Genomic DNA, 21803 nt, shown 5'->3' on the forward strand with positions numbered 1-21803 from the left:
GCCTCCTATCGTTTACGTTTTCCCTTAGACTTTTTTGAACCGTTTCGTTTCGATGTTTTATGAGATTTCTTACGGCTTGATTTACCTTTACCAGATTTACTTTTGAAAGCATCATATTTCGAGCGACCGGAACCGTTCTTACGAGAAGACTGCTTTCTACGCCCCTTCGTTTTGGATCCGCCCGACTTGCGAGCCCCTCTACTTCTACGGGAATCACCGTAATCCGAATCATTGTTCAGTTGTTCCTGAATCGCCGTCAAATTATCAACTTCTCCGAGAACAAAATCAATCTGTTTCTTCTCTACATCGGCTTTCACCAAAGTTACCGTTACGGTTTCCCCTAATCGATATATGCGTCCGGTCCGTTTGCCTACAAGGACGAAATGCTCTTCGTCAAAAGAGTAATAATCATCCGTCATCATACTGATATGAACGAGACCGTCAATACCGTTTTCGAGTTCCACGAACATACCGAAAGATGTGATACTCGAAATGATACCCGTAAATACCTCACCTACAAAAGGAACCATATACTGAGTCTTCTTCAAGTCCGTCGTTTCCCGTTCCGCTTCAGTCGCGACCTGTTCCTGAATCGATGAATGTTCCGCAGCACGTACTAAAAATTCCTCATCCACATCTCGTTTACTATATCCGTTAGGCCAGTGCATATCGGCTTTCAATAGACGATGCACCATTAAATCCGGATATCGACGGATCGGTGATGTAAAATGCGTATAACAGGTGGATGCCAGGCCGAAATGGCCCACATTTTCCACACTGTACTTAGCCTGCTGCATAGATCGCAACGCCATAATCTGAGCAACTTGTTCGATATCTTTTCCCTTTACCGTATCGAGAATTTTTTGAAAATCTCGCGGTGTAACACCATCAGCACCGAGAAAGAGATTTTCACCTAGATAGTTGAGAACCTTTTGAAAGAGTGATAATTTCTCCTCGTTAGGAATTTCATGAATACGATATACAGATGCCCGATGTGTATCCTTTAAATGGGTGGCTACCGTTTCGTTGGCGATGAGCATGCATTCCTCAATGAGGCGCTCAGCTAAGGTTCTGTCACGTTTAACAATGCGCAATGGCGTACCTTCCGAATCAAGTAACACCTTGTACTCAGGAAAATCAAAATCCAGTGCACCACGTTGACGACGCATACGGTTAAGGATATTCGCAATCTCCGCTAAATCCCGTAACATTGGCATAAAATCCGACAAATCAGGAGGAATAATGTCTTCTGCCAAAGCCTTGTAGACCTCTTTATAGCTGCAACGCCGTCCTACGTTGATAATGGAAGGTTTAATACGGTAGTTTACCACTTGACCTGCTTCATCAATTTCCATCATACAGGTCATAGCATATCGATCTTCATGCGCATTTAAACTGCAGATACCGTTTGATAACACCTCCGGCAGCATAGGTACGACACGGTCTACCAAATATACGGAGGTGCCCCGTTTATAGGCTTCTTTATCGATGGCCTGACCGGATATTACATAATGACTGACATCCGCAATATGAACACCCAGTTCGTAATTACCGTTCGGCAGCTTTCGCCCGCTTACGGCATCATCCAGATCCTTTGCATCTTCACCATCTATGGTAACCATCTGTAAATCTCTGAGGTCCCATCGCTTTGAATCATCATGAATAACCGTATCGATGCGCTGACTGGCCTTGATTACATCGTCAGGAAATGAGAACGGGATCTTATGATTCGCCATGATACAGTTGATATCAAGGCCCACATCCCCCTTATAGCCGAGAATCTCCGTAATGACCCCTTCCGGTTTTTTATCCCCTTCCGGCCATTTTGTAACTTTTACCAGTACCTTGGCCCCGCTACGAGCATCCAGGGTGTTCTCAAGTGCTACAAATATATCTGTACCGATTCTTTCATCATCCGGTACGACAAAGCCGAAATTCTGTTGCCGATCATAGGTGCCGACAATCGTTTCATTAGCACGTTCGATAATATCTACAATGAAACCTTCCCGCTTGTGGTTGATATAGGTGGACGGAATAACGCGAACACGTACCTTATCATTATGCATGGCGGTACCTTTATATTTTTCCGGAATATAAATATCATCTTCCCCTTCAGGCATGATGACAAATCCGAAAGATTTACGATACCCCTTATATATTCCTTCATATTCATCATAGTGTTGTTCTTGGTACATATATACATCAGGGCGTATAGACTGCAAACCCCCTTCTTTTTCAAGGCTATGAGCAGCCCGAATAAACCGCTCCAAATCTTTGCCGCCCCTAATATTATTATCTACAGCGGCATCCTCGATATGATATGCATGTGGTTCTATGGATTTATAAAACTCTAATACTTTCTTCTTCAAGACTCCACATCCTTTAACATAAAAAATAAAAGCCTGCAATGCAGGCTTTCATCATTAGAATTGATTAATCATTGCTCCTAATACTAAGCTCAACACAGCAAAGATAATCCCCAATATAATCGTACATCTTGACAAGAAACCGTCTAAACCTCGTTCCTTACCGCCAAATGAGGAATCCGCGGCACCGGATACGGCACCACCCATACCGGAGCTCTTACTGTTCTGTGCTATTACAACCACAATTAATAATACGGATACGATTATTTCTAGGACCATAAAAATATTTGTCACTGTTGTCTTCCTTCCTGTGAGACTCCGACGGAGTCCAATACACGATGCTCTAAATACTTCTCTAATTTACGTTTAACCCTTTGTAACGCATTGTCTATCGATTTAACGCTGCGCTCTGTGACCTTCGCCATTTCCTGGTAAGATCGTCCATCAAGATAACCTTCCAAAACCTCCCACTCAAGATCACTCAAAATATGACCGATATTGCGCTCAATATCATCCAGTTCCTCTCGGCTGATAATCAGTTCCTCCGGATTTGTAACCTTTGCGGAAGACAGCATTTCAATCAAAGTTCGCTCCGATTCCTCCGTATAAACAGGTTTGTTTAATGATATATAGGAGTTTAACGGTGCATGTTTCTGGCGCGTAGCGGACTTGATAGCCGTTATAATTTGCCTTGTAATACATAGTTCAGCAAAAGCCCTGAATGATGCTAATTTGTCTTGTTTAAAATCACGAGTAGCCTTATAAAGCCCGATCATTCCTTCTTGGATGATGTCCTCGCGATCGGCCCCTACGAGAAAATAGGAACGAGCCTTAGCACGAACAAAATTCTTATATTTATTGACTATATAATCGATTGCAAACTCATTTTGCTCTTCCTGAGCAATGACCACAACTTGTTCATCGGTCATTTCTTTGAAATTGTAATCGGACTTGCGTGTATGAATCGTCTTCATAGTGTGCTCCTCCTTACAATCACGAGAGAAAACCCAATATAGTTTATTATACTGAAAGCATCTATGATTTTCAACTATTTAGTTTGTCTCTGTCGTACAGCCTCATACATGAGAACAGCTGCCGCTACGGATGCATTCAAAGAATTTAGACGACCATACATCGGAATTGTAACGAGAAAATCACACGCTTCCTTTACGACGCGACTGATGCCCTTTCCTTCATTCCCGATAACGAGAACCGTAGGAACCGTCATGTCAGCTTCGTACAAGGTTCGGTCTCCTTCCATATGGGCCCCCAGAACCCAAAAGCCCTGCTTTTGTAATTGCTTAACCGTCTGCGCCACATTACCGACTTGGACAAGTGGAATTTGTTCTATAGCACCGGCTGAGGTCTTGGCTACGGTGGCATTAATCGGTGCGTTATGTCGCTTCGGAATGAGTACCGCCGTAGCACCGACACATTCGGCCGTTCGAATAATTGCCCCCATATTATGAGGGTCCTCCACACCATCCGTAAGAATCAGTAACGGCACTTCATGGTCTGTCTCTTGCAATACTTCACCTAACTCTTTGAATTGTACGGCGGACACGAAAGCGATAACACCTTGATGAGGCACATCGAATTCATACTTATTCATCTGCTTAATCGGTGTAGGTCGCACCTCAATTCCTTGAGATTTTGCAAGGCCCACAATATCGGCAAGCCCTGTTTTAACCTTATCCTCACTGACCAAAATGCGTTGAATGGAGCGCCCGCTTTTAAGGGCTTCCTTGACCGCATTACGGCCTACGATGTAATTATCCATGATTCATACCTTGTAAAGTCGCGGAAAAAGCTTCACGCATCAACATTTGTAAACGTTCATCCTGACGTGTTTCATACAGAAATCCCAGAACCGCTTCAAAAGCGGTACTGCTGCGATACTCCTGAACAGAACTGCTTTTAGGGACATTCACATGACTGTTTCTGGCCCGTCTCGCTACAGCCTGTTCATCATCCGTGAAAGTAGTCTCCAACGTCTGCAAGACCTTTGCCTGAGACCTTGCACAGATAAACTCGGTCACAATGGTGTGCAATACCTGCATCTTAGAAATATTCATCTGCACCACGCGTTCACGAACGTACATTGAGTATACGGCGTCTCCGATATAGGCGAGCATCACCGCATCCGCGCCAAGGGCTTCCTCAATTGTACGACTGCGTAAATGCATAGGTTCTTTATTTAACTGATGTAGTTTTTTAACGGCTTCATTTCTTAAGAACTGAAATTGTCTAAACTTCACGTTTTTTCCACCGTGCCCCTTGAGGAGAATCTTCAATAACAATACCGATGTCCGATAGACGATCTCTGATGCAGTCCGCCAATGCCCATTGTTTTTGATCTCGACAAGCCTGACGAACGGACAGGATAACTTGCATCAATTCTCCATATTCTGCTGCATTAGCACCGGTATTACCTTCCCATGCCTTTTCAAGAACACCGATAATTTCCGTCATGAATTTAAATATGCGTTTTACTTCGGCAATAGCCTCTTGACATACAACGCCGTTGCGGCTTGAAACCTCCTGATAATAAATATTGATTTCTTTTGCCAGGCCGAACATGCTCGATGTAGCCAATGCCGTATTAAAATCATCGCTCATAGCGGCTTCAAATTCTTCTTCATACGTCTTCGCTCGAGCTAATAAACGTTGCGCTTCATCACATTCGCCCGCTTCACAGCCTTCCAAATACAATAGATTTTCAATAGCTGTACTTAAACGTTCCAAAGACTTGTTAGCCTCTTCAAGACGTTCATCGGAGAAATCCAACGGACTTCTATAATGGGTACTCAACAAGAAGTACCGCAAAGCATCCGGACTATATTGCTCTAAAATATCTTTTACCAAGAAAAAGTTATTCAGAGATTTCGACATTTTTTCGGAGTTAATGGTGATAAACCCGTTATGCAGCCAGTAACGTACTGCCGGATGTTGTCCGGAACAACCTTCGGACTGAGCGATTTCATTTTCATGATGCGGGAAAATCAAATCACTGCCGCCACCATGGAAATCAAATTCCGTACCGAGATATTTCTGACTCATGGCGGAACATTCGATATGCCAGCCGGGACGGCCATTGCCCCACGGACTTTCCCAGTACGGCTCTCCCGGTTTAGCCGCTTTCCATAAAGCGAAATCCATCGGATTATGTTTACGTCCGTCTACCTCAATACGAGCACCGGCTTCCATATCATCTAATGTACGACCGGATAATTCGCCATAATGATCAAATTTTTCAACGCTGTAATATACGTCGCCGTCAAGTTCATATGCATACCCCTTTTCAATCAAGGTGCTAATCATGGCGATGATATCATCAATATGTGTGGACACGCGAGGGTAAATATCTGCACGCTGTACACCGAGTGCATCCATCACCTCAAAGTAACTGTCGATATAACGATTTGCAATAGTATCCCAGGATACACCTTCCCCATTGGATGTATTGATGATTTTATCGTCCACATCGGTGAAGTTTTGCACATATGTAACCTTATAGCCTACATGCTTCATATACCGGCGGATTACATCCCATGTTACGAACGGACGCGCATTGCCGATATGAGGATGATTATATGGTGTTACACCACATACATACATCTTGGCTTCCCCCGGTGTCACAGGAGAGAACACCTCTTTTTGACGCGTCATAGTATTATAAACTGTAATTTCTCTCATCGTTGCCGATGCCTCCATCTTTTATAAAATAAAAAAGACCTCTCATCTCATACAGAGACGATGGTCCGCGGTTCCACTCTGTTAGGTACGTTCATACCCACTCGACGCATAACGGCGCGTGACCGGACAAACCTACCTATAATCGGAATGTCAGCTCGTGAATGCATTTCATCTACCTATCCTTAAACCCTCCCACCATCGGTTCTCGCTAAAAAGTTAGTTGTAGAGTACTTCTTTCAGTCTCAGCTATTGATATATAACCTATTTAAATATGTAATAATTGTACCAATTACGCTATATAATGTCAATGATAATAAGACAAATCCTCACCCGCGAAGACCATATGCATACCTTTTTAAACACGATACGGTCATTCGAGAATGAGGATTAACATCGTTTTACAATATCTGTCAAATTATGCTTTTTCCAACTTTTCCCGATCATCATGCTTACGGCATATACCGGCAAAAATAGATCCTGTAAAATTATGAATAATAGAAAATACCGCACCGGCCACAGCCGCTTGAGGTGTGAAGTGTTTCATGGCTAGAGACACGGATAATGCTGAATTCTGCATTGCCACTTCAATCTGCATAGCGCGCCGAGAAGAAACATCGATACTGAGTAGTTTACACACCACATACGTCACTACATAACCGCTTAAATTCTGTACTAAACAAGCTATAAAAATAATGAAGCCCGTTTCGGCGATACGTTGTTGATTGACAGCTGTAACCGCCGCCAAGATAAGCAATACAGCGATAGCGGCAATAGTAGGACAGACGGATTTAACCGGTTCAATCTTTACACCAATAAAATAGTTTAATACTATACCCAAGATGATCGGAACCAATACAATCTTTATGATTGAAATAAACATTGGCATAAACGCTATTTCAATCGACGACGTAGCTCCTGCATATAATACCACGAATAATGGAGTTAACACCGGTGCCAATAAGGTTGATACTGTCGTAGCCGATACGGACAGCGGCACATTACCGTTAGCCAAGAAGGTCATAACATTGGATGCGGTGCCGCCCGGGCAGGCGCCTAATAAAATAAATCCGATAGCTATTTCCGGAGGAAAATTAAATGCTATGCCAACCAAGAAACCTGCTAGAGGCATCCATAAAAATTGAATGACAGAAACTAAGATAACCTTTAAAGGTTGCTTAAATACATCAATAAAAACTTGCGCTGTCAATGTCAATCCCATTGCGAACATGACAAATTGTAACATATATGCCACATACGGTGTCATCCATGCAAATAGATTCGGTAACAAATAGGCTATAACAGCCGTTAACAGTACAATCCAGGACAAATAGCTATTAAATAGACGATTCACGGAATGAACAAATTGCATTATATACACTCACTTTCAAAAAAATCAAATAAAACACGCCGATAATTATAGCAAATATATAACGGTAACACAAGAAAGCCTCTTATAAACTATATGTTCATAAGAGGCTTCTTAATACCATATTATCTTAAGTATTATTTTGTAAGGTTCCCTGCAGAATCCAAGCGATGTAAACATCGTTCTTTACCGAGTAACGTTACGATATTATTCAAATCCGGCCCATGCATTTGACCTGTTAAGGCAACGCGAATCGGCATGAATACAAACTTACCTTTTAAGGACGTTTCCTTCATGACGGCCTTGATAGTTGCTTTCACGGCATCCGGCGTAATTTCATCCAATGCGGACAAAGCATTACGGAATGCAGTCAATACAGTCGGAGCGGATTCTTCATTCAAAACGGCACGTAATTCTTCTTCGTGACCTTCTTCAAGGAACACCGTATCCACCATAAACATACCCACATGATCCTTGATTTGTGCACCAAAGCTGATATGATCGCGGAACGTGGAGCATAACAATGTCAAATGATCTATATCCGCTTGATTTAAACTATCAGGAGCCAATCCTACTTCCTTTAAATGAGGTAAGCAGAGATGGAACAGTTCTTCATCAGTTAAGTTCTTCATATAATGAAAATTGATATGGTTCAACTTGTCGATATCGAATACGGCCGGATTTTTAGCCACCCGATCCATAGAAAAGGCCTCAATTAATTCATCAGGCGTGAAGAATTCATTTTCCCCTTCCGGAGCCCAGCCTAACAATGCCAAAAAGTTCACCAGAGCTTCCGGTAAATAGCCTAAATGTTTATATTGCTCTACCGATGTGGCTCCATGACGTTTGGACATCTTCTTATAATCCTTGCCGAGGATAAGAGAAATGTGACCGAATGTGGGAATATCCCATCCTAAAGCTTCATAAATAGCCATCTGACGAGGCGTATTGGATAAATGTTCCTCCGCCCGAATAACATGGGTAATCCCCATCATGTGGTCATCCATGACTACGGCAAAATTATATACGGGAATACCGTCAGATTTAACGATAACAAAGTCACCCACACCGTTGGATTCAAAGGATACATGGCCACGTACCATATCATCAAAGGTATAGGTCTTGTTCAACGGAACACGCAAACGGATTGTCGGTTTGCGGCCTTCCGCAATATATTTTGCTTTTGTCTCTTCGTCTAAATGTTCACAATGACCGTTATATTTAGGTGTTTCCCCCCGCGCCATCTGCTCTTGACGTACTTCTTCAAGTTCTTCCTGTGTGCAGTAACATTCATAAGCCTTGCCTTCATCCAATAGACGTTGTGTTACCGCTTTGTATAGTTCTAAACGTTCTGTCTGACGATACGGTCCGTTGTCACCGCCCACATCGATACCTTCATCCCAATCCATGCCTAGCCATTTCAAAGAGGCTTTGATGTTTTCCTCACTTTCACGAGTAGAACGGGTTAAATCCGTATCCTCGATGCGCAATACGAATGTCCCTTTTTCCTTACGCGCCAATAGCCAGTTAAACAATGCGGAACGGGCACCACCGATATGAAACGGCCCCGTAGGACTTGGAGCAAAACGAACTTTCATGGAACTCATTATAAAACCTCTCCTTCATATACAGAAACGACAGCCTGAGTGGCAATGCCTTCACGGCGACCTATAGCGCCTAACATCTCATTGGTTGTCGCTTTAATACTAATGCGTTCTAATGGCATATGTAGCACCGATTGCAAGTTTGCCTTCATATCATCGATATGAGGCTTTAGTTTCGGTGTTTCAGAAATAACCATAATATCTATATTATAGGCTTCAAGGCCCTGTTCTTTCAATAAGGAATTCACTTTTTCCAGTAAAAGCAGGCTTGAAATCCCCTTATATTGATCATCTTCCGGCGGGAAATAATAACCGATATCACGAAGTCCCGCAGCCCCCAACATGGCATCCATCAGCGCATGAATGAGCACATCCGCATCGGAATGTCCGTCAGGTCCCACATCCGATTCGATGTGAACACCGCCTAATATACAAGGACGCCCTGCTTTTAACTGATGAATATCATAACCGAATCCAACGCGCATACGCTTCTCCTCAATCCCCAAATATCGTTTTGCCACAGCGATATCATTGGGGGTCGTCACCTTTATATTACAGTAATCACCATCTACAATATGTACCGGCTTACCTAAATATTCGACAAGAGACACATCATCCGTTCCAAGGAATGCATCATCGCTCGCCTTTTGATAGGCCTCCTGAAATAGTTCTTTTTGAAAGCCTTGTGGCGTCTGGATCTGATAAAGCTCACTGCGTATCAATGTTTCGACAACTTTATGGTTTTTATCGATACGCTTGATTGTATCCGTTGCAGGCACACCTACCGTGGCGGCCCCATATTTACGAGCCGCATCAACAACGGAATCAAACATATCTGTCGTTGCCAGAGGACGGGCTCCGTCATGCACAAGAATAATCGAACTCTTCTCAGATACAGCCTTAAGACCACAGCCTACGGAATCCTGACGCTCCGCACCGCCTGTTACGATTCGTATAGGTACAGATATATCAAGAGAATCTATATGATTCGCCATATACTTCTCTTCACCGTCAGCGACCACTAGAATAATTTCACCAAGACCTTTAATCTTTGCCACCTGTTGTAAGGTACGTTGAATAATGGAACAGTTTCCCAAAGGGATGAATATTTTATTCTCCTTATATGCCATACGCCGACCTGCACCGGCGGCTAGAACGATACAGCTAATTTCCTTGTCCATGTTGTCCCCCGTCGACGCGAGCGAAAATCATGCGACCTGCACTCGTCTGTAAAATCGATGTAACCATGACCTCCACAGACTGACCCACGTACGGTCTGCCATCCTCAACGACAATCATCGTGCCATCATCGAGATAGGCCACACCTTGATGAATTTCCTTCCCCTCTTTCATGATCTGAACGCGAATCCATTCGCCCGCAATGAGAACCGGCTTTAGTACATTCGCCAATTCGTTAAGATTCAAAACTGTAATTCCTTGAACGCGGGCAACCTTATTGAGGTTAAAATCATTAGTCATCAATTTCCACTGCTTATCGAGGGCGAGACGCATCAATTTAGAATCCACCTCGGTTAAATCGTCGTAATCATCTTCGACAACCTCAATCGCTACATTGTTAGCATCCTGCATCTCCTTCAAAATATCAAGACCGCGACGACCTCGATTGCGCTTTGTAGCATCGGCGGAATCCGAAATAATTTGTAATTCATTCAATACAAAAAGAGGTACCACAAGAGGGCCTTCGATAAAGCCGGTTCCACATAATTCCTTGATACGGCCATCAATAATTACGGATGTATCTAATAATTTCGGCGTACTTTCAGATTTATCATTTTTATGGTTGGAAAACATTTTAAAGCGACCCGGTTTCTTAGGCCCATCCTCACGCCACTGCTGTACATAGTTCAGATAGATTTCAGGTCCCTTGCGAGCCATAATTTTAAGTCCACTATACCCAAAAATGGCACTCAAAATGATCGGAATATAAGGTCCGATTATAGGTACCTGATTAAATGCGACACCGATTAAATTTGCAATAATAAGACCGAATAATAAACCGATGGTGCCTGCAATTAATTCTTGGTTCGGAATGTGTGAAAGAACCCGTTCCAAACGTTTAGAGACAACTAAACCTTGTTTTAAAATAAATGATGAAATCAAATACCCAATAATTACACCTAGAACCGTACCGAAAATCAGAACTCCAAGTCGAGCAACGGTCAATGACATATCCCCGAAAATCTCAAATTGTAATACCAAATACGGATCAATAATCGGTGCTAATGTGTCCATTCCGACGTAGGCGGCCGTGCCCACAAGAATGGCAATAACATAACGTAAAATGCGATAAATCATCAAATCACCTCCTAATTAAGAAAATACCAGCTGCATCGCTTCTGTAATAGATTTGACGCCGCGAATCTGAATGGATTTATCATTATCCTTGATCTGTTTATAATTACCGTCAGGAATAATAAACTTCGTAAAGCCTAATTTCTTCGCCTCGTTGATGCGCTGTTCGATGCGCGGTATGCTTCGAACATTGCCTGTCAAACCTACTTCACCGAGTATAACCATATCTGTCGGTACAATGCGATTCTTTAAATTAGACACAATCGCCACCGCCATAGATAAGTCACAGGCGGGTTCATTTACCTTAAGGCCCCCGATGACGTTTACATATACATCTTTATTACCAAGTGTAAAACCGCAACGTTTTTCAAGGACCGCCAGCAATACGATGAGTCGATTTAAATCATAGCCGATAGCCGTCCTTCGAGGCATACCGAATGCGGTAGTCACCACTAAGCTTTGCACCTCCACTAAAATCGGGCGAACCCCTTCAAGATAAATCATAACGGCACTGCCGCTTTCTTCATCGGAGCGCTCCGCCAGTAAAGAGGCAGATGGATTGGATAATTCCTGTAAACCTTCCTCCACCATCGCAAAAATTCCCGTTTCGGATGTGGAACCAAAACGATTTTTAATGGATCTCAAAATTCTGAATTGATACGATCGTTCGCCTTCAAAGTAAAGTACTACGTCAACCATATGCTCCAGCATTCGAGGTCCCGCAATGTTTCCATCCTTTGTTACATGTCCGATGATAACCGTCGGAATATTGCGTTCTTTACAGAACCTGAGTAAGCGTGACGTGCATTCGCGCACTTGACTGACACTGCCGGGTGCAGCATCAATATCCGCAGTATACATTGTCTGAATAGAATCAATAACAAGTAATGACGGCATCAATGAATCCGCTTGATCCAGAATGTGATCCAAATCCGTATCCGCTATGACCTGTAGTCGTTCACCGTTGATATGTAATCTCTCGGCACGTAATTTTAGTTGTAATTGTGATTCTTCACCCGATGCATACAGAACGGTTCCCACCGTATCGGCAATTTGTTGCGATACCTGTAAAAGTAAAGTCGATTTACCGATACCCGGATCTCCACCGATCAGCATCAATGCACCCGGTACTATGCCGCCCCCTAAAACGCGGTCAATTTCAGAAAAGGTCGTCGATATGCGTACAATGGAGGATAGCTCGATATCCGGTAATGCCGTCGGTTTTACAGACTGCTGTCCGATACTGCGACCCGGCGTACGACTATGCTTCGTTTCTTTTACAATTTCCTCAACCAGAGTATTCCATTCACCGCATTGCGGACATCGTCCCATCCATTTTGACGATTCGGCCCCGCAATTTTGACAGAAAAATACAGATTTTGCTTTTGCCATAACCCCTCAGATACTTTCGCGATAGATATAAAAAAGGTCATGAATGATAATCATTCATGACCTTTGTGCATAATTTTACTACAAGTGGTCAACTATTATCATCTAATAGTATACCATTTAAGCTCTATATTTTATATGAAAGCTTATAAATAACCGCATAATCTATTGGATTATATTACACAGTCACAAGAAGTTCGTCACCTTTGGCATCAGCCTTGATGGTCGTACCTTCCACAGCTTCACCTTTCAAGATAAGGTCGGATACAGGATCTTCAATCAAACGTTGAATAGCACGTTTCAAAGGGCGGGCACCCATAGCGAAATCGGAACCTTCTTTCACGAGTAATTTCATCGCTTCCGGTGTAATATCCAAATGTAAATCGCGTTCTTCAAGACGTTTTATAACACTGCTCATCAAAATCGTAACAATGTGTTCCAAATCGGATTCTGTCAATGGATGGAATACAATCATTTCATCGATACGATTTAGGAATTCCGGTCTGAAATGACGTTTTACCGCATCTAGAACAGCCTTCTTAGCTTCCTCAAAGTCGATCGGTTTCTTTTCATTTACCACGGCATCCGTTTTCTTTGCCGCCAAGAATCCCAATTCCGGGGAATCCTTCTGTAACGCTTTAGCCCCCAAGTTACTTGTCATGATGATAACTGTATTTCTAAAATCTACTGTACGACCTTGACTATCTGTAAGTCGACCGTCATCAAGAACCTGTAACAAGATATTGAAAAAGTCCGCATGGGCTTTTTCTACTTCATCGAGCAGGATGACGCTATATGGTTTACGACGGACGGCATCAGTCAATTGACCGCCTTCTTCATATCCCACATATCCCGGAGGCGCACCGACTAAGCGCGATACGGTATGTTTTTCCATATATTCTGACATATCAAGTCGAATCATGGCTGATTCATCCCCGAATAACGATGCTGCCAAAGCCCTCGCCAATTCGGTTTTACCAACGCCCGTAGGACCTAAGAATAAGAAGGAACCGATAGGACGTTTCGGATCTTTAAGGCCCGCTCTCGCACGACGTACAGCCTTAGCTACAGCTGTAACCGCATCGTCCTGACCCACAACGCGTTTATGAAGTTCATCCTCCAAATGAAGTAAGGTTTGCGACTCTTCTTCCGCAATTTTTGAAACGGGAATACCCGTCCATTGTGCTACTACAACTGCAATATCTTCTTCTGTAACAACCAGTTTCTTGTCGCTCGTCTCTTTAGCTTCCGATTTCTTATCATCAATTTCCTTTGCGATGCGTTGTTCTTCATCGCGAAGCTTGGCAGCCTTTTCAAAATCCTGCGCCGTTACAGCCGCTTCTTTTTCCTTCTTTACATTGTTAAGCTGATCTTCCAAAACCTTGACATCAGGCGCCGCGGAGAATACCTTCATACGCACTTTGGATGCCGCTTCATCAACCACATCAATGGCTTTATCCGGTAAGAAACGGTCCGTAATATATCGACTTGATAATGTAACAGCCGCTTCCAAGGCTTCATCGGTAATCTTAGCCTTATGGAATGCTTCATAGCGATCCCGTAACCCCTTTAAGATTTCCAAAGCATCCTCTTCAGACGGTTCTCCCACCTGAACAGGTTGGAAACGACGTTCTAAAGCCGCATCCTTTTCAATATGTTTCTTATATTCATCGAGCGTTGTGGCACCGATAACCTGGAATTCACCACGCGCCAAGGCCGGTTTTAAAATATTCGCCGCATCCATAGCGCCTTCACTTGCACCGGCACCGACCAAGGTATGAATTTCATCGATGAAGACAATCATGTCATCATGTTTTTGGACCTCATCGATAGCCTTTTTCAACCGTTCTTCAAATTCACCTCGGTATTTTGCGCCTGCGAGCATGGCACTGATACTAAGAGAAATGATCCGTTTATTACGCAAAATTTCAGGCACATTACCATTCACGATACGTTGTGCCAACCCTTCAGCAATCGCCGTTTTACCTACGCCCGGTTCACCGATAAGGACAGGGTTATTTTTGGTTCTGCGACTAAGAATTTGAATGACACGTTGAATTTCTTTATCACGTCCGATAACAGGATCGATTTTACCTTGTTTTGCCGACTCATTAAGATCTGTGGCAAAATCGGCTAAATCACCAAGTTGACCATTACTATTAGATCCATCTTGACCACCCGGTTCACCGTTTTGTGAAGAACCGAGAATTTTGCGAATAGCATCAACCACATCATTGTTACGGATATTCATATCCCGCAGGATGGCGATACCTACACCGCCGCCATCGCTGAGTAAACCCAACAGAATATGTTCCGTCCCAACATAGTTATGATTCATGCGATTCGCCACTTCAATGGCAAGTTCCAACACATGTTTAACACGAGGTGTCATATATACGGAATTAGGCTCTTTATTTCCGCGTCCCACTTGTTCGACTACGTCTTCAAGTACATCCTCCGTCGTTACACCTAAATCGTTAAGTGCTTTTGCGGCAACACCGTTTTTCACCTTCGTAAGGCCTACGAGTATATGTTCTGTTCCCACATAATCGTGGCCTAATTCCAAGGCTGCTTCCTGAGCGAAGGAAAGAACCCGTTGTGCATCATCCGTAAAACGTTGCATCATAAATATCACCTCATCAATCATTTTTAATCTAACATTCTCTTTATAAATGTATCATCCCAAACTTAATGGAGATTTCTCATGCCTATTCGGCATACATCTATAGAAACGATAATGTTAACGATGAACATCATCGATATACAAATTATTCTGTATATTATATTATTCTGTACGTCATTTATATTATTTCCATACATTTTATTATTGTGAAAGTTTCTGTCTAATCACCTTAGCCCGATAACTATCACGTTCTAAATCACTTAATTCTTCACTGCCCGCATATTTACAGAGAAAATTGGGACGTGTAATCGCTACTAGTTCATTAAACGTATCATTCCCCCAATCAGGTAGAATACCTAAATCGACACCTAATTGAATATCGCTGAGCTTGGTTAAAGCCTCCTTACCGCTGACCCGTCGCGCATATTGCAGAACGCCATATGAACGCCATAGCACATCCTCTAAGGATTCTTTATCATTATGCATCAGCGCTTGACGGGATTTACGTTCTTCCGCAATGATCCCCTCCACAATTTTTAAAAGCTGTTCAATAGTGGATTCTTCACTAATCCCCATCGTACGTTGATTAGAAATCTGGTAGATATTACCTAATGCATCGGAACCTTCACCATAAAGGCCTCGTACGGAGTAGCCCAACTGAACGATACTTCGCACAAGACGCGTAATGCGTCCGGACATGGTTAACGCCGGTAAATGCAGCATAACGGAAGCCCGTAAGCCAGTCCCCACATTCGTAGGACATGCCGTCAAGTAACCGAAACGTTCATCAAACGCATAAGGATGTTTTGCCTCGATGGCTTTATCTATTTGCACAGCATGATCATAAGCCTGTTGTAAACTCAAGCCCGGAGCCATAGATTGAATCCGTAAGTGATCTTCCTCATTAACCATAATAACGATAGAAGCATCATCGGAAACTACTAAGCTACGATAGGGTAACTTTTCTTCTAAAGCGGGACTCATTAAATGCTTTTCAACCAGCACAGCTCGCTCATACTGACTCAACTGTTCAAGGCTGATATTGGAATATTGATGTCCATCGGCATCTTTTAAAGACTGTAACAAACCGCGTGAAATGGCATTAACCTTTTCTAAAGATACTTGGTCGTTGCGATTTGTAAATAATAAGCCGTCAAAATTTCTCGCAAGCCTAATCCGGCTGGATATAACGATATGATCCGACTCCTTAGAATCATGACGTAACCATTGACTTAACGGAGAGTCTAATATAGTATCTATCATAATGTCTTTCCTTATTCCTTATGTCCATCAATAATGTTTTCCAAATTTTTAATTTTATCCCGCAATACGGCTGCTTCTTCGAAGTTTTCCGCTTGCACTGCATTATCCAGTTGGTGACGCAATCGCTTAACTTCATGTTTAGCCTTGAATACATTTGTCCCCCGACTAGGCACGGATCCCTCATAATCGGAACTGCCCTGCAGACGTCGTAACAACGGTTCAATTTCATCACTAAACGTGTCATAACATTGCCCACAGCCGAATTTACCGACGTGATTAAATTCATCATATGTAATACCGCATTGAGGACAGCGCTTTGACTGATGTGATTTCAACAAATTGTCAGGATATACCATATTTTTAAAGAAATCATTCGTAAAGAAACTGTTATCCCACATATCATTCATAAACGAGCTATATGGAGATAATTTACCTTCCTGTTGTAACTCATTAGCACACGAACTGCATAAATGTTGTTCTGTTTTTTTATTATTTATGATATTTGTCATATGAACAGTAGCTTCATTTTTTTTACAATGATCGCATAACATAGAGCATCACTCCTTCCGCAATGCGTCCACCATGGTGGCGTACAATTGACGAATTGCTTCATTTCTATTTTCAATATCCACATGCTCAATCAATGTGGCAAAGGAATTGTGCATAATCTGCGCTTCTCGATTCGTAATCTTATTCACCTGAAGTAATTGAAACAAAGACTGATCTACATCGCGTATATCGATCAAGCGTTCCACTGTATTAGGACCTTCATAGATACGATATGTCGTTACGGCCGGCAACGAATCCGATTGATTCTGATTTAATTTTGTGATGCGTATGTAACCGCCTAAACCGCGTCTCGATTCGACATCGAAGCCTCGTTCATTGGAAAATCGGGTACTCAACACATAACTGATCTGGGATGGTGCGCAATTCAGTTCATCGGCCAACTCGTTTCGTTTTAAAATCAGCTTTTCTTGTTCCTGTCTCATTTTTTCCAATATAAATTTTTCTATTTTATCAGCTATCATACTCATTTATAACACCTCTTTGTCTTTTTGCTCTTTATGATATTTCTATTATATTTGACTATTTGACCTTTGTCAATAAAGGTCAGATATTTTTTGACCTTCTATATTAAATAGACTTATACAGAAATAATATGTATAATATATGAGACATATTTTGAAAGAAGGTGTACCATGGCAGAAGCATTAGGACAAGAACTATTAATTGATTTATATTCCTGTGATGAAGATGCAATCTCATCAGCAACCTCTGTACAGGAAAGCGTAGCCAGCGCATTTGATCTGGCGGATATAGATGTGGATGAAATCAGTTGTCAGGTTATGGATGAAGAAATTGCCCTTCTTTCTGTGGCACCTAATTTTCATTTTACCTTGCACATCTATCCTGCATTGGGCTATGTAGCCGTAGATTTATATTCATTTGAACAATCTCTGCCGCTCACGCTGATCATGAAGGCATTGCGCAAATCTTTCAGAGCGGAAAAGGTCAAGGCGACCAGTGTGCAACGCGGAGATTTCGGCAACGAACGAGATATGAAACCTCGTCGGAAAACCAAAATCACCACACTGGGCCGAGTATCACGCACGCGTATTCAATTAAAGCAAACCGGCGGAAAGCTAAAAAAACAAAGCGCTAAGATGATAAAAACCATCGCCAAGAAAAGCGGATTGCATAAATAAATATTGTTTCAATATACAAAAAGAGATTGCTACCCAAAAGGTAACAATCTCTTTTCTTTTTACTTATCTACGCACAAGCATCTCTTCCAGATCGAGAACTTGAGCGATTTCATCTACATCATCACAGAGATATTCCGCATCCGCTTCTTTCAGTTCCGTTTCCGTACCGTAACCGTAAGTGACACCGATAGAAATACAACCAAGTTCATTAGCTGCTTCAATATCGTATTTTCTATCACCTACCATGAACGCCAGTCGACGACCATTTGTATCTGTTAGCGGATTACCGCAAAGAGCAAGAGCCTTTTCGAGAATCTCTTTCTTATGCAATAAACCGGATTCGTAATCAGCACCGACAATCACATCAAAGTAAGGTGTTAATTCAAAATGATCTAATATCTCTTTTGCAAAATGTTCCGGTTTTGCCGTAGCCAGAACGATGGTATATTGTTCCGCCTGACATTTAGCAAGCAAATCTACAATATTGGGATACACCTTATTTTCAAACTTACCAATTGTACCATAGCGTTCACGAAACTTCTTATATGTTTCTTCAGCCTGCTCATAAGTTAGTCCACAATGTTCCTGAAAAGAATCTACCAACGGCGGTCCCAAAAACAGAAGTAATGTTTGCTCATCCGGGATCGGATAACCGAAATGGTTTAATGCGAATTTGACACTTGTTAGAATCCCTTCCTGAGAATCCGTCAATGTCCCATCTAAATCAAACAATATCGTCTTCTTCATATTATTTCTTCAGAGCCTCTTTTAATGTATGCCATGCAAGAACAGCACATTTAACGCGTGCCGGCATATTAGAAATATTTTGCAGTGCCATCGCATCTTCTAATTCTTCCAACTCATTTTCATCGGTCACTTCTTTTTTTATCATGCCCAAGAAAATTTCTACCAAACGTAATGCTTCCTTTACAGATTTACCTTTGATAATATCAATCATCATAGAGGCGGAGGCCTGACTGATTGCACATCCGGATCCCGTATAAGCCGCATCTTTAATGATGCCATCCTCTACATTGACCTGCAATGTTAAATCATCACCGCAACTTGGGTTATGCCCATGCTCGGATGTTGTAAATTCAGATAATTCACGTTTATTACGCTTATCCTGATTATGTTCCAAAATAAGTTCCGTATAGAGTTGATCCATTTCCATTGATCGCTTCTCCTAATCTTTAAAGCCCATGACTGAACGAACAGTCTTCAATACGTCAAGGAAGGCATCCAAATCTTCCTTACGCGTATACAAGTACATACTTAGCCGTGTAGATGCGGACACATTATAGAATGCGCCCAAAGGTTGTGCACAATGATGACCGGAACGTACGCAAATTCCCTTTGAATCCAGAATAGTTGCTACATCATGAGGATGCACATCATCCACTGTGAAAGCAATTACACCATGTTTTTCCTTAGGATTTTGGGAGCCGATTATATGAACATGCGGTAATTCCACAATCTTAGGTAAGATATAGGAAACTAATTCCTCTTCATAAGCCTCGATAGCATCCATTCCGAAGGATTCAAGATAATCAATGGCGGCATGAAGTGACACCGCGCCGTCCGCATTCGGTGTACCGGCTTCAAATTTATAAGGTAATTCGTTGAATGTCGTAGTCTGCTCTTTTACATACTCAATCATGTCCCCGCCCAAAAGGAATGGAGGCATCGCTTCTAACAGATCACGCTTGCCGTATAATACCCCAATGCCTTGAGAGGCACACATTTTATGTCCTGAGAATACAAAGAAATCGCAATCTAACTCTTGTACATCGATTTTCTTATGCGGTGTGGATTGTGCCCCGTCAAGGACGACAACAGCCCCGACCGAATGGGCCTTTTCCGTCAATTCTTTCACCGGAAACTCCATACCGAGCACATTACTTATATGCGCAAAAGCAACGATTTTAGTGGTTTCATCAATCTTATCGATTTCACCATCCTTTAAATGTCCGCTTTCATCAAGATACATATATTCCAATGTAGCCCCTGTTTGTTCGGCCACATATTGCCATGTCACAAGATTAGCATGATGCTCCGCAACGGTAATGATGATTTTATCACCTTTTTTTACATTATGAAGACCGTAACTGTGGGCAATCAAGTTCATCGATTCCGTACTGTTCCGGGTAAAAATGACCTCTTCCCGTTCACGGGCATTGATGAATTCCACCACTCGGTCACGAGCATTCTCATAAGCTTCGGACGCTTCGATGGCCAAGATATGAGAACCGCGATGAGGGTTACCGTTATGCTGTGTCATGTGTTCAACAATACGGTCCACTACAACTTGTGGAATTTGTGCGGTCGCACCGCTATCCAAATAGATGACGCGGTGCCCATTATGCTCTTTATGTAATATAGGAAAATCTTTATATGCTTCTGCAATAGGTCTCATAAAACGCCTCTTTAAATTTTATTACGTACAGCCGCTAATGCCGCTTCTTCAATCGCTTCATCACCAATACGATCTATAATCGGACGAATCATAGATTCTACGATGATATGCTTCGCTTCAGTTTCACTGAAGCCGCGACTCATAAGATAGAACAATTTATTATGGTCGATTTGACCTGCGCTCGCCGCATGATTACCAACTACATTATCTTCTTTACACAACAAAAGCGGCAAAGAAACCGATTTTACAGTTGGATCTAACAATAAGCACGTATCTTCTTCCGCACCTTCAGATGCAGTGGCTCCATTAAGGAAATCCAGTGTGCCGCGGAATGATTTTTTAGCATTACCGCTGAGAGCGCCTAAATTATGAATATCGCTGAAAGATTTCTTACCGCCATGGCTCATCACCATAGCAATATCAAATTTCTGCTCTTTATTACCAAGATAAGCGATATCGTGGACGATGTAAGATTCCTGGCCCACTAAATCATGATAGTAATTCAAGAAATTTTCACTGCCGCCGATTTCGATGTTGATATATTCCACATCGGCTCGGTCTTCTAATTTAGTATAGCGATGTTCGATATGTTGTACATGCTCAGGTAAAAGATTCACCTTTTTCACTACAACCTTAGCGGAGTCTTTTACATCGTATTCACTCAAGTAACTAACATTTGTCAACTCATGACCGGAACCGGTTACATAAAATTGAACTTCTAATTCAGCGCCGTTTTCGACGATAAACTGAAAGCGATTCGCCACGCGTTGGGATGCGTCGATACGGATGCCAACAATCTCTTTAGCATTTGCAGGAACATGAATAGCATACCCTTCCGCCTTATCAACTAATTCCTGTACCGCTTCTCTATTAGCACCTTCATAAGAACCATTCATCAACGGTATTCCTTTTGACAGTGGTGAAAGTATATTTTTATTCGCCTCTACAACAATCGACTGTACGGCTTTGTCTTCTCCCGCTAAAGATCCTACAGTATGATTGACACGCAACCATCTGAATGTCGGTCTAGGGAGTACATTAAATAGTAATTCGCTCAT

General features: G+C 42.3%; 20 protein-coding genes and 1 other annotated feature. Of the genes, 1 reads left to right on the forward strand and 19 read right to left on the reverse strand.

Annotated elements, in window-relative coordinates; all coding sequences use genetic code 11:
• Positions 1-5 precede the first annotated feature (5 nt).
• The 15 genes from rnr to CKV62_RS05105 all read right to left on the reverse strand — a co-directional run bounded on the left by rnr (position 6) and on the right by CKV62_RS05105 (position 17657).
• Complete coding sequence (rnr, locus tag CKV62_RS05035) at positions 6-2369, reverse strand: ribonuclease R (protein ID WP_095065978.1); 2364 nt, start codon at positions 2367-2369, stop codon at positions 6-8.
• Between the two features lie 54 nt (positions 2370-2423).
• On the reverse strand, positions 2424-2645 hold the full coding sequence (gene secG / locus CKV62_RS05040; protein WP_038116018.1) for a preprotein translocase subunit SecG: 222 nt from the start codon (positions 2643-2645) through the stop codon (positions 2424-2426).
• An 11-nt stretch (positions 2646-2656) separates the two neighbouring features.
• Positions 2657-3340, reverse strand: a complete 684-nt coding sequence (sigH, locus tag CKV62_RS05045; RefSeq protein WP_095065979.1) for an RNA polymerase sporulation sigma factor SigH — start codon at positions 3338-3340, stop codon at positions 2657-2659.
• A 74-nt stretch (positions 3341-3414) separates the two neighbouring features.
• Positions 3415-4146 (reverse strand): 23S rRNA (guanosine(2251)-2'-O)-methyltransferase RlmB, encoded by a 732-nt coding sequence (gene rlmB / locus CKV62_RS05050; protein ID WP_095065980.1) that lies wholly within the window; start codon positions 4144-4146, stop codon positions 3415-3417.
• A complete protein-coding gene (locus CKV62_RS05055; protein WP_095065981.1) occupies positions 4139-4624 on the reverse strand; it encodes a Mini-ribonuclease 3 in 486 nt (161 codons plus the stop codon). The genes rlmB and CKV62_RS05055 overlap by 8 nt, the downstream gene beginning before the upstream one ends.
• The gene (cysS, locus tag CKV62_RS05060; RefSeq protein ID WP_095065982.1) at positions 4614-6062 is read right to left on the reverse strand and encodes a cysteine--tRNA ligase; all 1449 of its coding nucleotides are present in this window, start codon (positions 6060-6062) and stop codon (positions 4614-4616) included. The genes CKV62_RS05055 and cysS overlap by 11 nt, the downstream gene beginning before the upstream one ends.
• 50 nt (positions 6063-6112) lie before the next feature.
• Positions 6113-6315, reverse strand: a binding site (T-box leader).
• 162 nt (positions 6316-6477) lie between these two features.
• Positions 6478-7431 (reverse strand): bile acid:sodium symporter family protein, encoded by a 954-nt coding sequence (locus CKV62_RS05065; RefSeq protein WP_095065983.1) that lies wholly within the window; start codon positions 7429-7431, stop codon positions 6478-6480.
• Positions 7432-7565: 134 nt separating this feature from the next.
• A complete protein-coding gene (gene gltX / locus CKV62_RS05070) occupies positions 7566-9035 on the reverse strand; it encodes a glutamate--tRNA ligase (RefSeq protein ID WP_095065984.1) in 1470 nt (489 codons plus the stop codon).
• Positions 9035-10213, reverse strand: a complete 1179-nt coding sequence (gene ispD / locus CKV62_RS05075) for a 2-C-methyl-D-erythritol 4-phosphate cytidylyltransferase (RefSeq protein WP_095065985.1) — start codon at positions 10211-10213, stop codon at positions 9035-9037. The genes gltX and ispD overlap by 1 nt, the downstream gene beginning before the upstream one ends.
• Positions 10197-11348, reverse strand: a complete 1152-nt coding sequence (locus CKV62_RS05080; RefSeq protein ID WP_095065986.1) for a PIN/TRAM domain-containing protein — start codon at positions 11346-11348, stop codon at positions 10197-10199. Before CKV62_RS05080 ends, ispD begins: the two co-directional genes overlap by 17 nt.
• Before the next feature lie 15 nt (positions 11349-11363).
• Positions 11364-12737 carry a DNA repair protein RadA gene (gene radA / locus CKV62_RS05085; protein ID WP_095065987.1) on the reverse strand — a complete coding sequence of 458 codons (1374 nt, stop codon included), beginning with the start codon at positions 12735-12737 and terminating at the stop codon, positions 11364-11366.
• 175 nt (positions 12738-12912) lie between these two features.
• Positions 12913-15360: an ATP-dependent Clp protease ATP-binding subunit gene (locus tag CKV62_RS05090; RefSeq protein WP_095065988.1), complete on the reverse strand. Its 2448-nt coding sequence runs from the start codon at positions 15358-15360 to the stop codon at positions 12913-12915.
• A 198-nt stretch (positions 15361-15558) separates the two neighbouring features.
• Positions 15559-16620, reverse strand: coding sequence for a protein arginine kinase (locus tag CKV62_RS05095; RefSeq protein ID WP_095065989.1), 1062 nt, complete (start codon positions 16618-16620; stop codon positions 15559-15561).
• Positions 16621-16631: 11 nt separating this feature from the next.
• Positions 16632-17171, reverse strand: a complete 540-nt coding sequence (locus CKV62_RS05100; protein WP_095065990.1) for a UvrB/UvrC motif-containing protein — start codon at positions 17169-17171, stop codon at positions 16632-16634.
• A 6-nt stretch (positions 17172-17177) separates the two neighbouring features.
• Positions 17178-17657, reverse strand: a complete 480-nt coding sequence (locus CKV62_RS05105) for a CtsR family transcriptional regulator (RefSeq protein ID WP_095065991.1) — start codon at positions 17655-17657, stop codon at positions 17178-17180.
• 165 nt (positions 17658-17822) lie between these two features.
• Here CKV62_RS05105 and CKV62_RS05110 point away from each other — a divergent pair, with 165 nt between their 5' ends.
• Entirely contained in the window at positions 17823-18329 is a 507-nt protein-coding gene (locus CKV62_RS05110) for an S-adenosylmethionine decarboxylase family protein (RefSeq protein ID WP_095065992.1), read from the forward strand.
• A 63-nt stretch (positions 18330-18392) separates the two neighbouring features.
• Here CKV62_RS05110 and CKV62_RS05115 read toward each other — a convergent pair whose 3' ends face one another.
• From CKV62_RS05115 to CKV62_RS05130, 4 genes are read right to left on the reverse strand one after another with little or no spacing between them, the layout of a single operon-like run.
• The gene (locus CKV62_RS05115; protein ID WP_095065993.1) at positions 18393-19076 is read right to left on the reverse strand and encodes an HAD hydrolase-like protein; all 684 of its coding nucleotides are present in this window, start codon (positions 19074-19076) and stop codon (positions 18393-18395) included.
• 1 nt (position 19077) lies between these two features.
• Positions 19078-19503, reverse strand: a complete 426-nt coding sequence (gene sufU, locus CKV62_RS05120; RefSeq protein ID WP_095065994.1) for a Fe-S cluster assembly sulfur transfer protein SufU — start codon at positions 19501-19503, stop codon at positions 19078-19080.
• A 12-nt stretch (positions 19504-19515) separates the two neighbouring features.
• Positions 19516-20745, reverse strand: coding sequence for a SufS family cysteine desulfurase (locus CKV62_RS05125; protein WP_095065995.1), 1230 nt, complete (start codon positions 20743-20745; stop codon positions 19516-19518).
• An 11-nt stretch (positions 20746-20756) separates the two neighbouring features.
• Positions 20757-21803, reverse strand: a complete 1047-nt coding sequence (locus CKV62_RS05130; RefSeq protein WP_095065996.1) for a SufB/SufD family protein — start codon at positions 21801-21803, stop codon at positions 20757-20759.

This window comes from Veillonella rodentium (genome assembly GCF_900187285.1).
GTDB classification, from domain to species: Bacteria; Bacillota; Negativicutes; order Veillonellales; family Veillonellaceae; genus Veillonella; species Veillonella rodentium.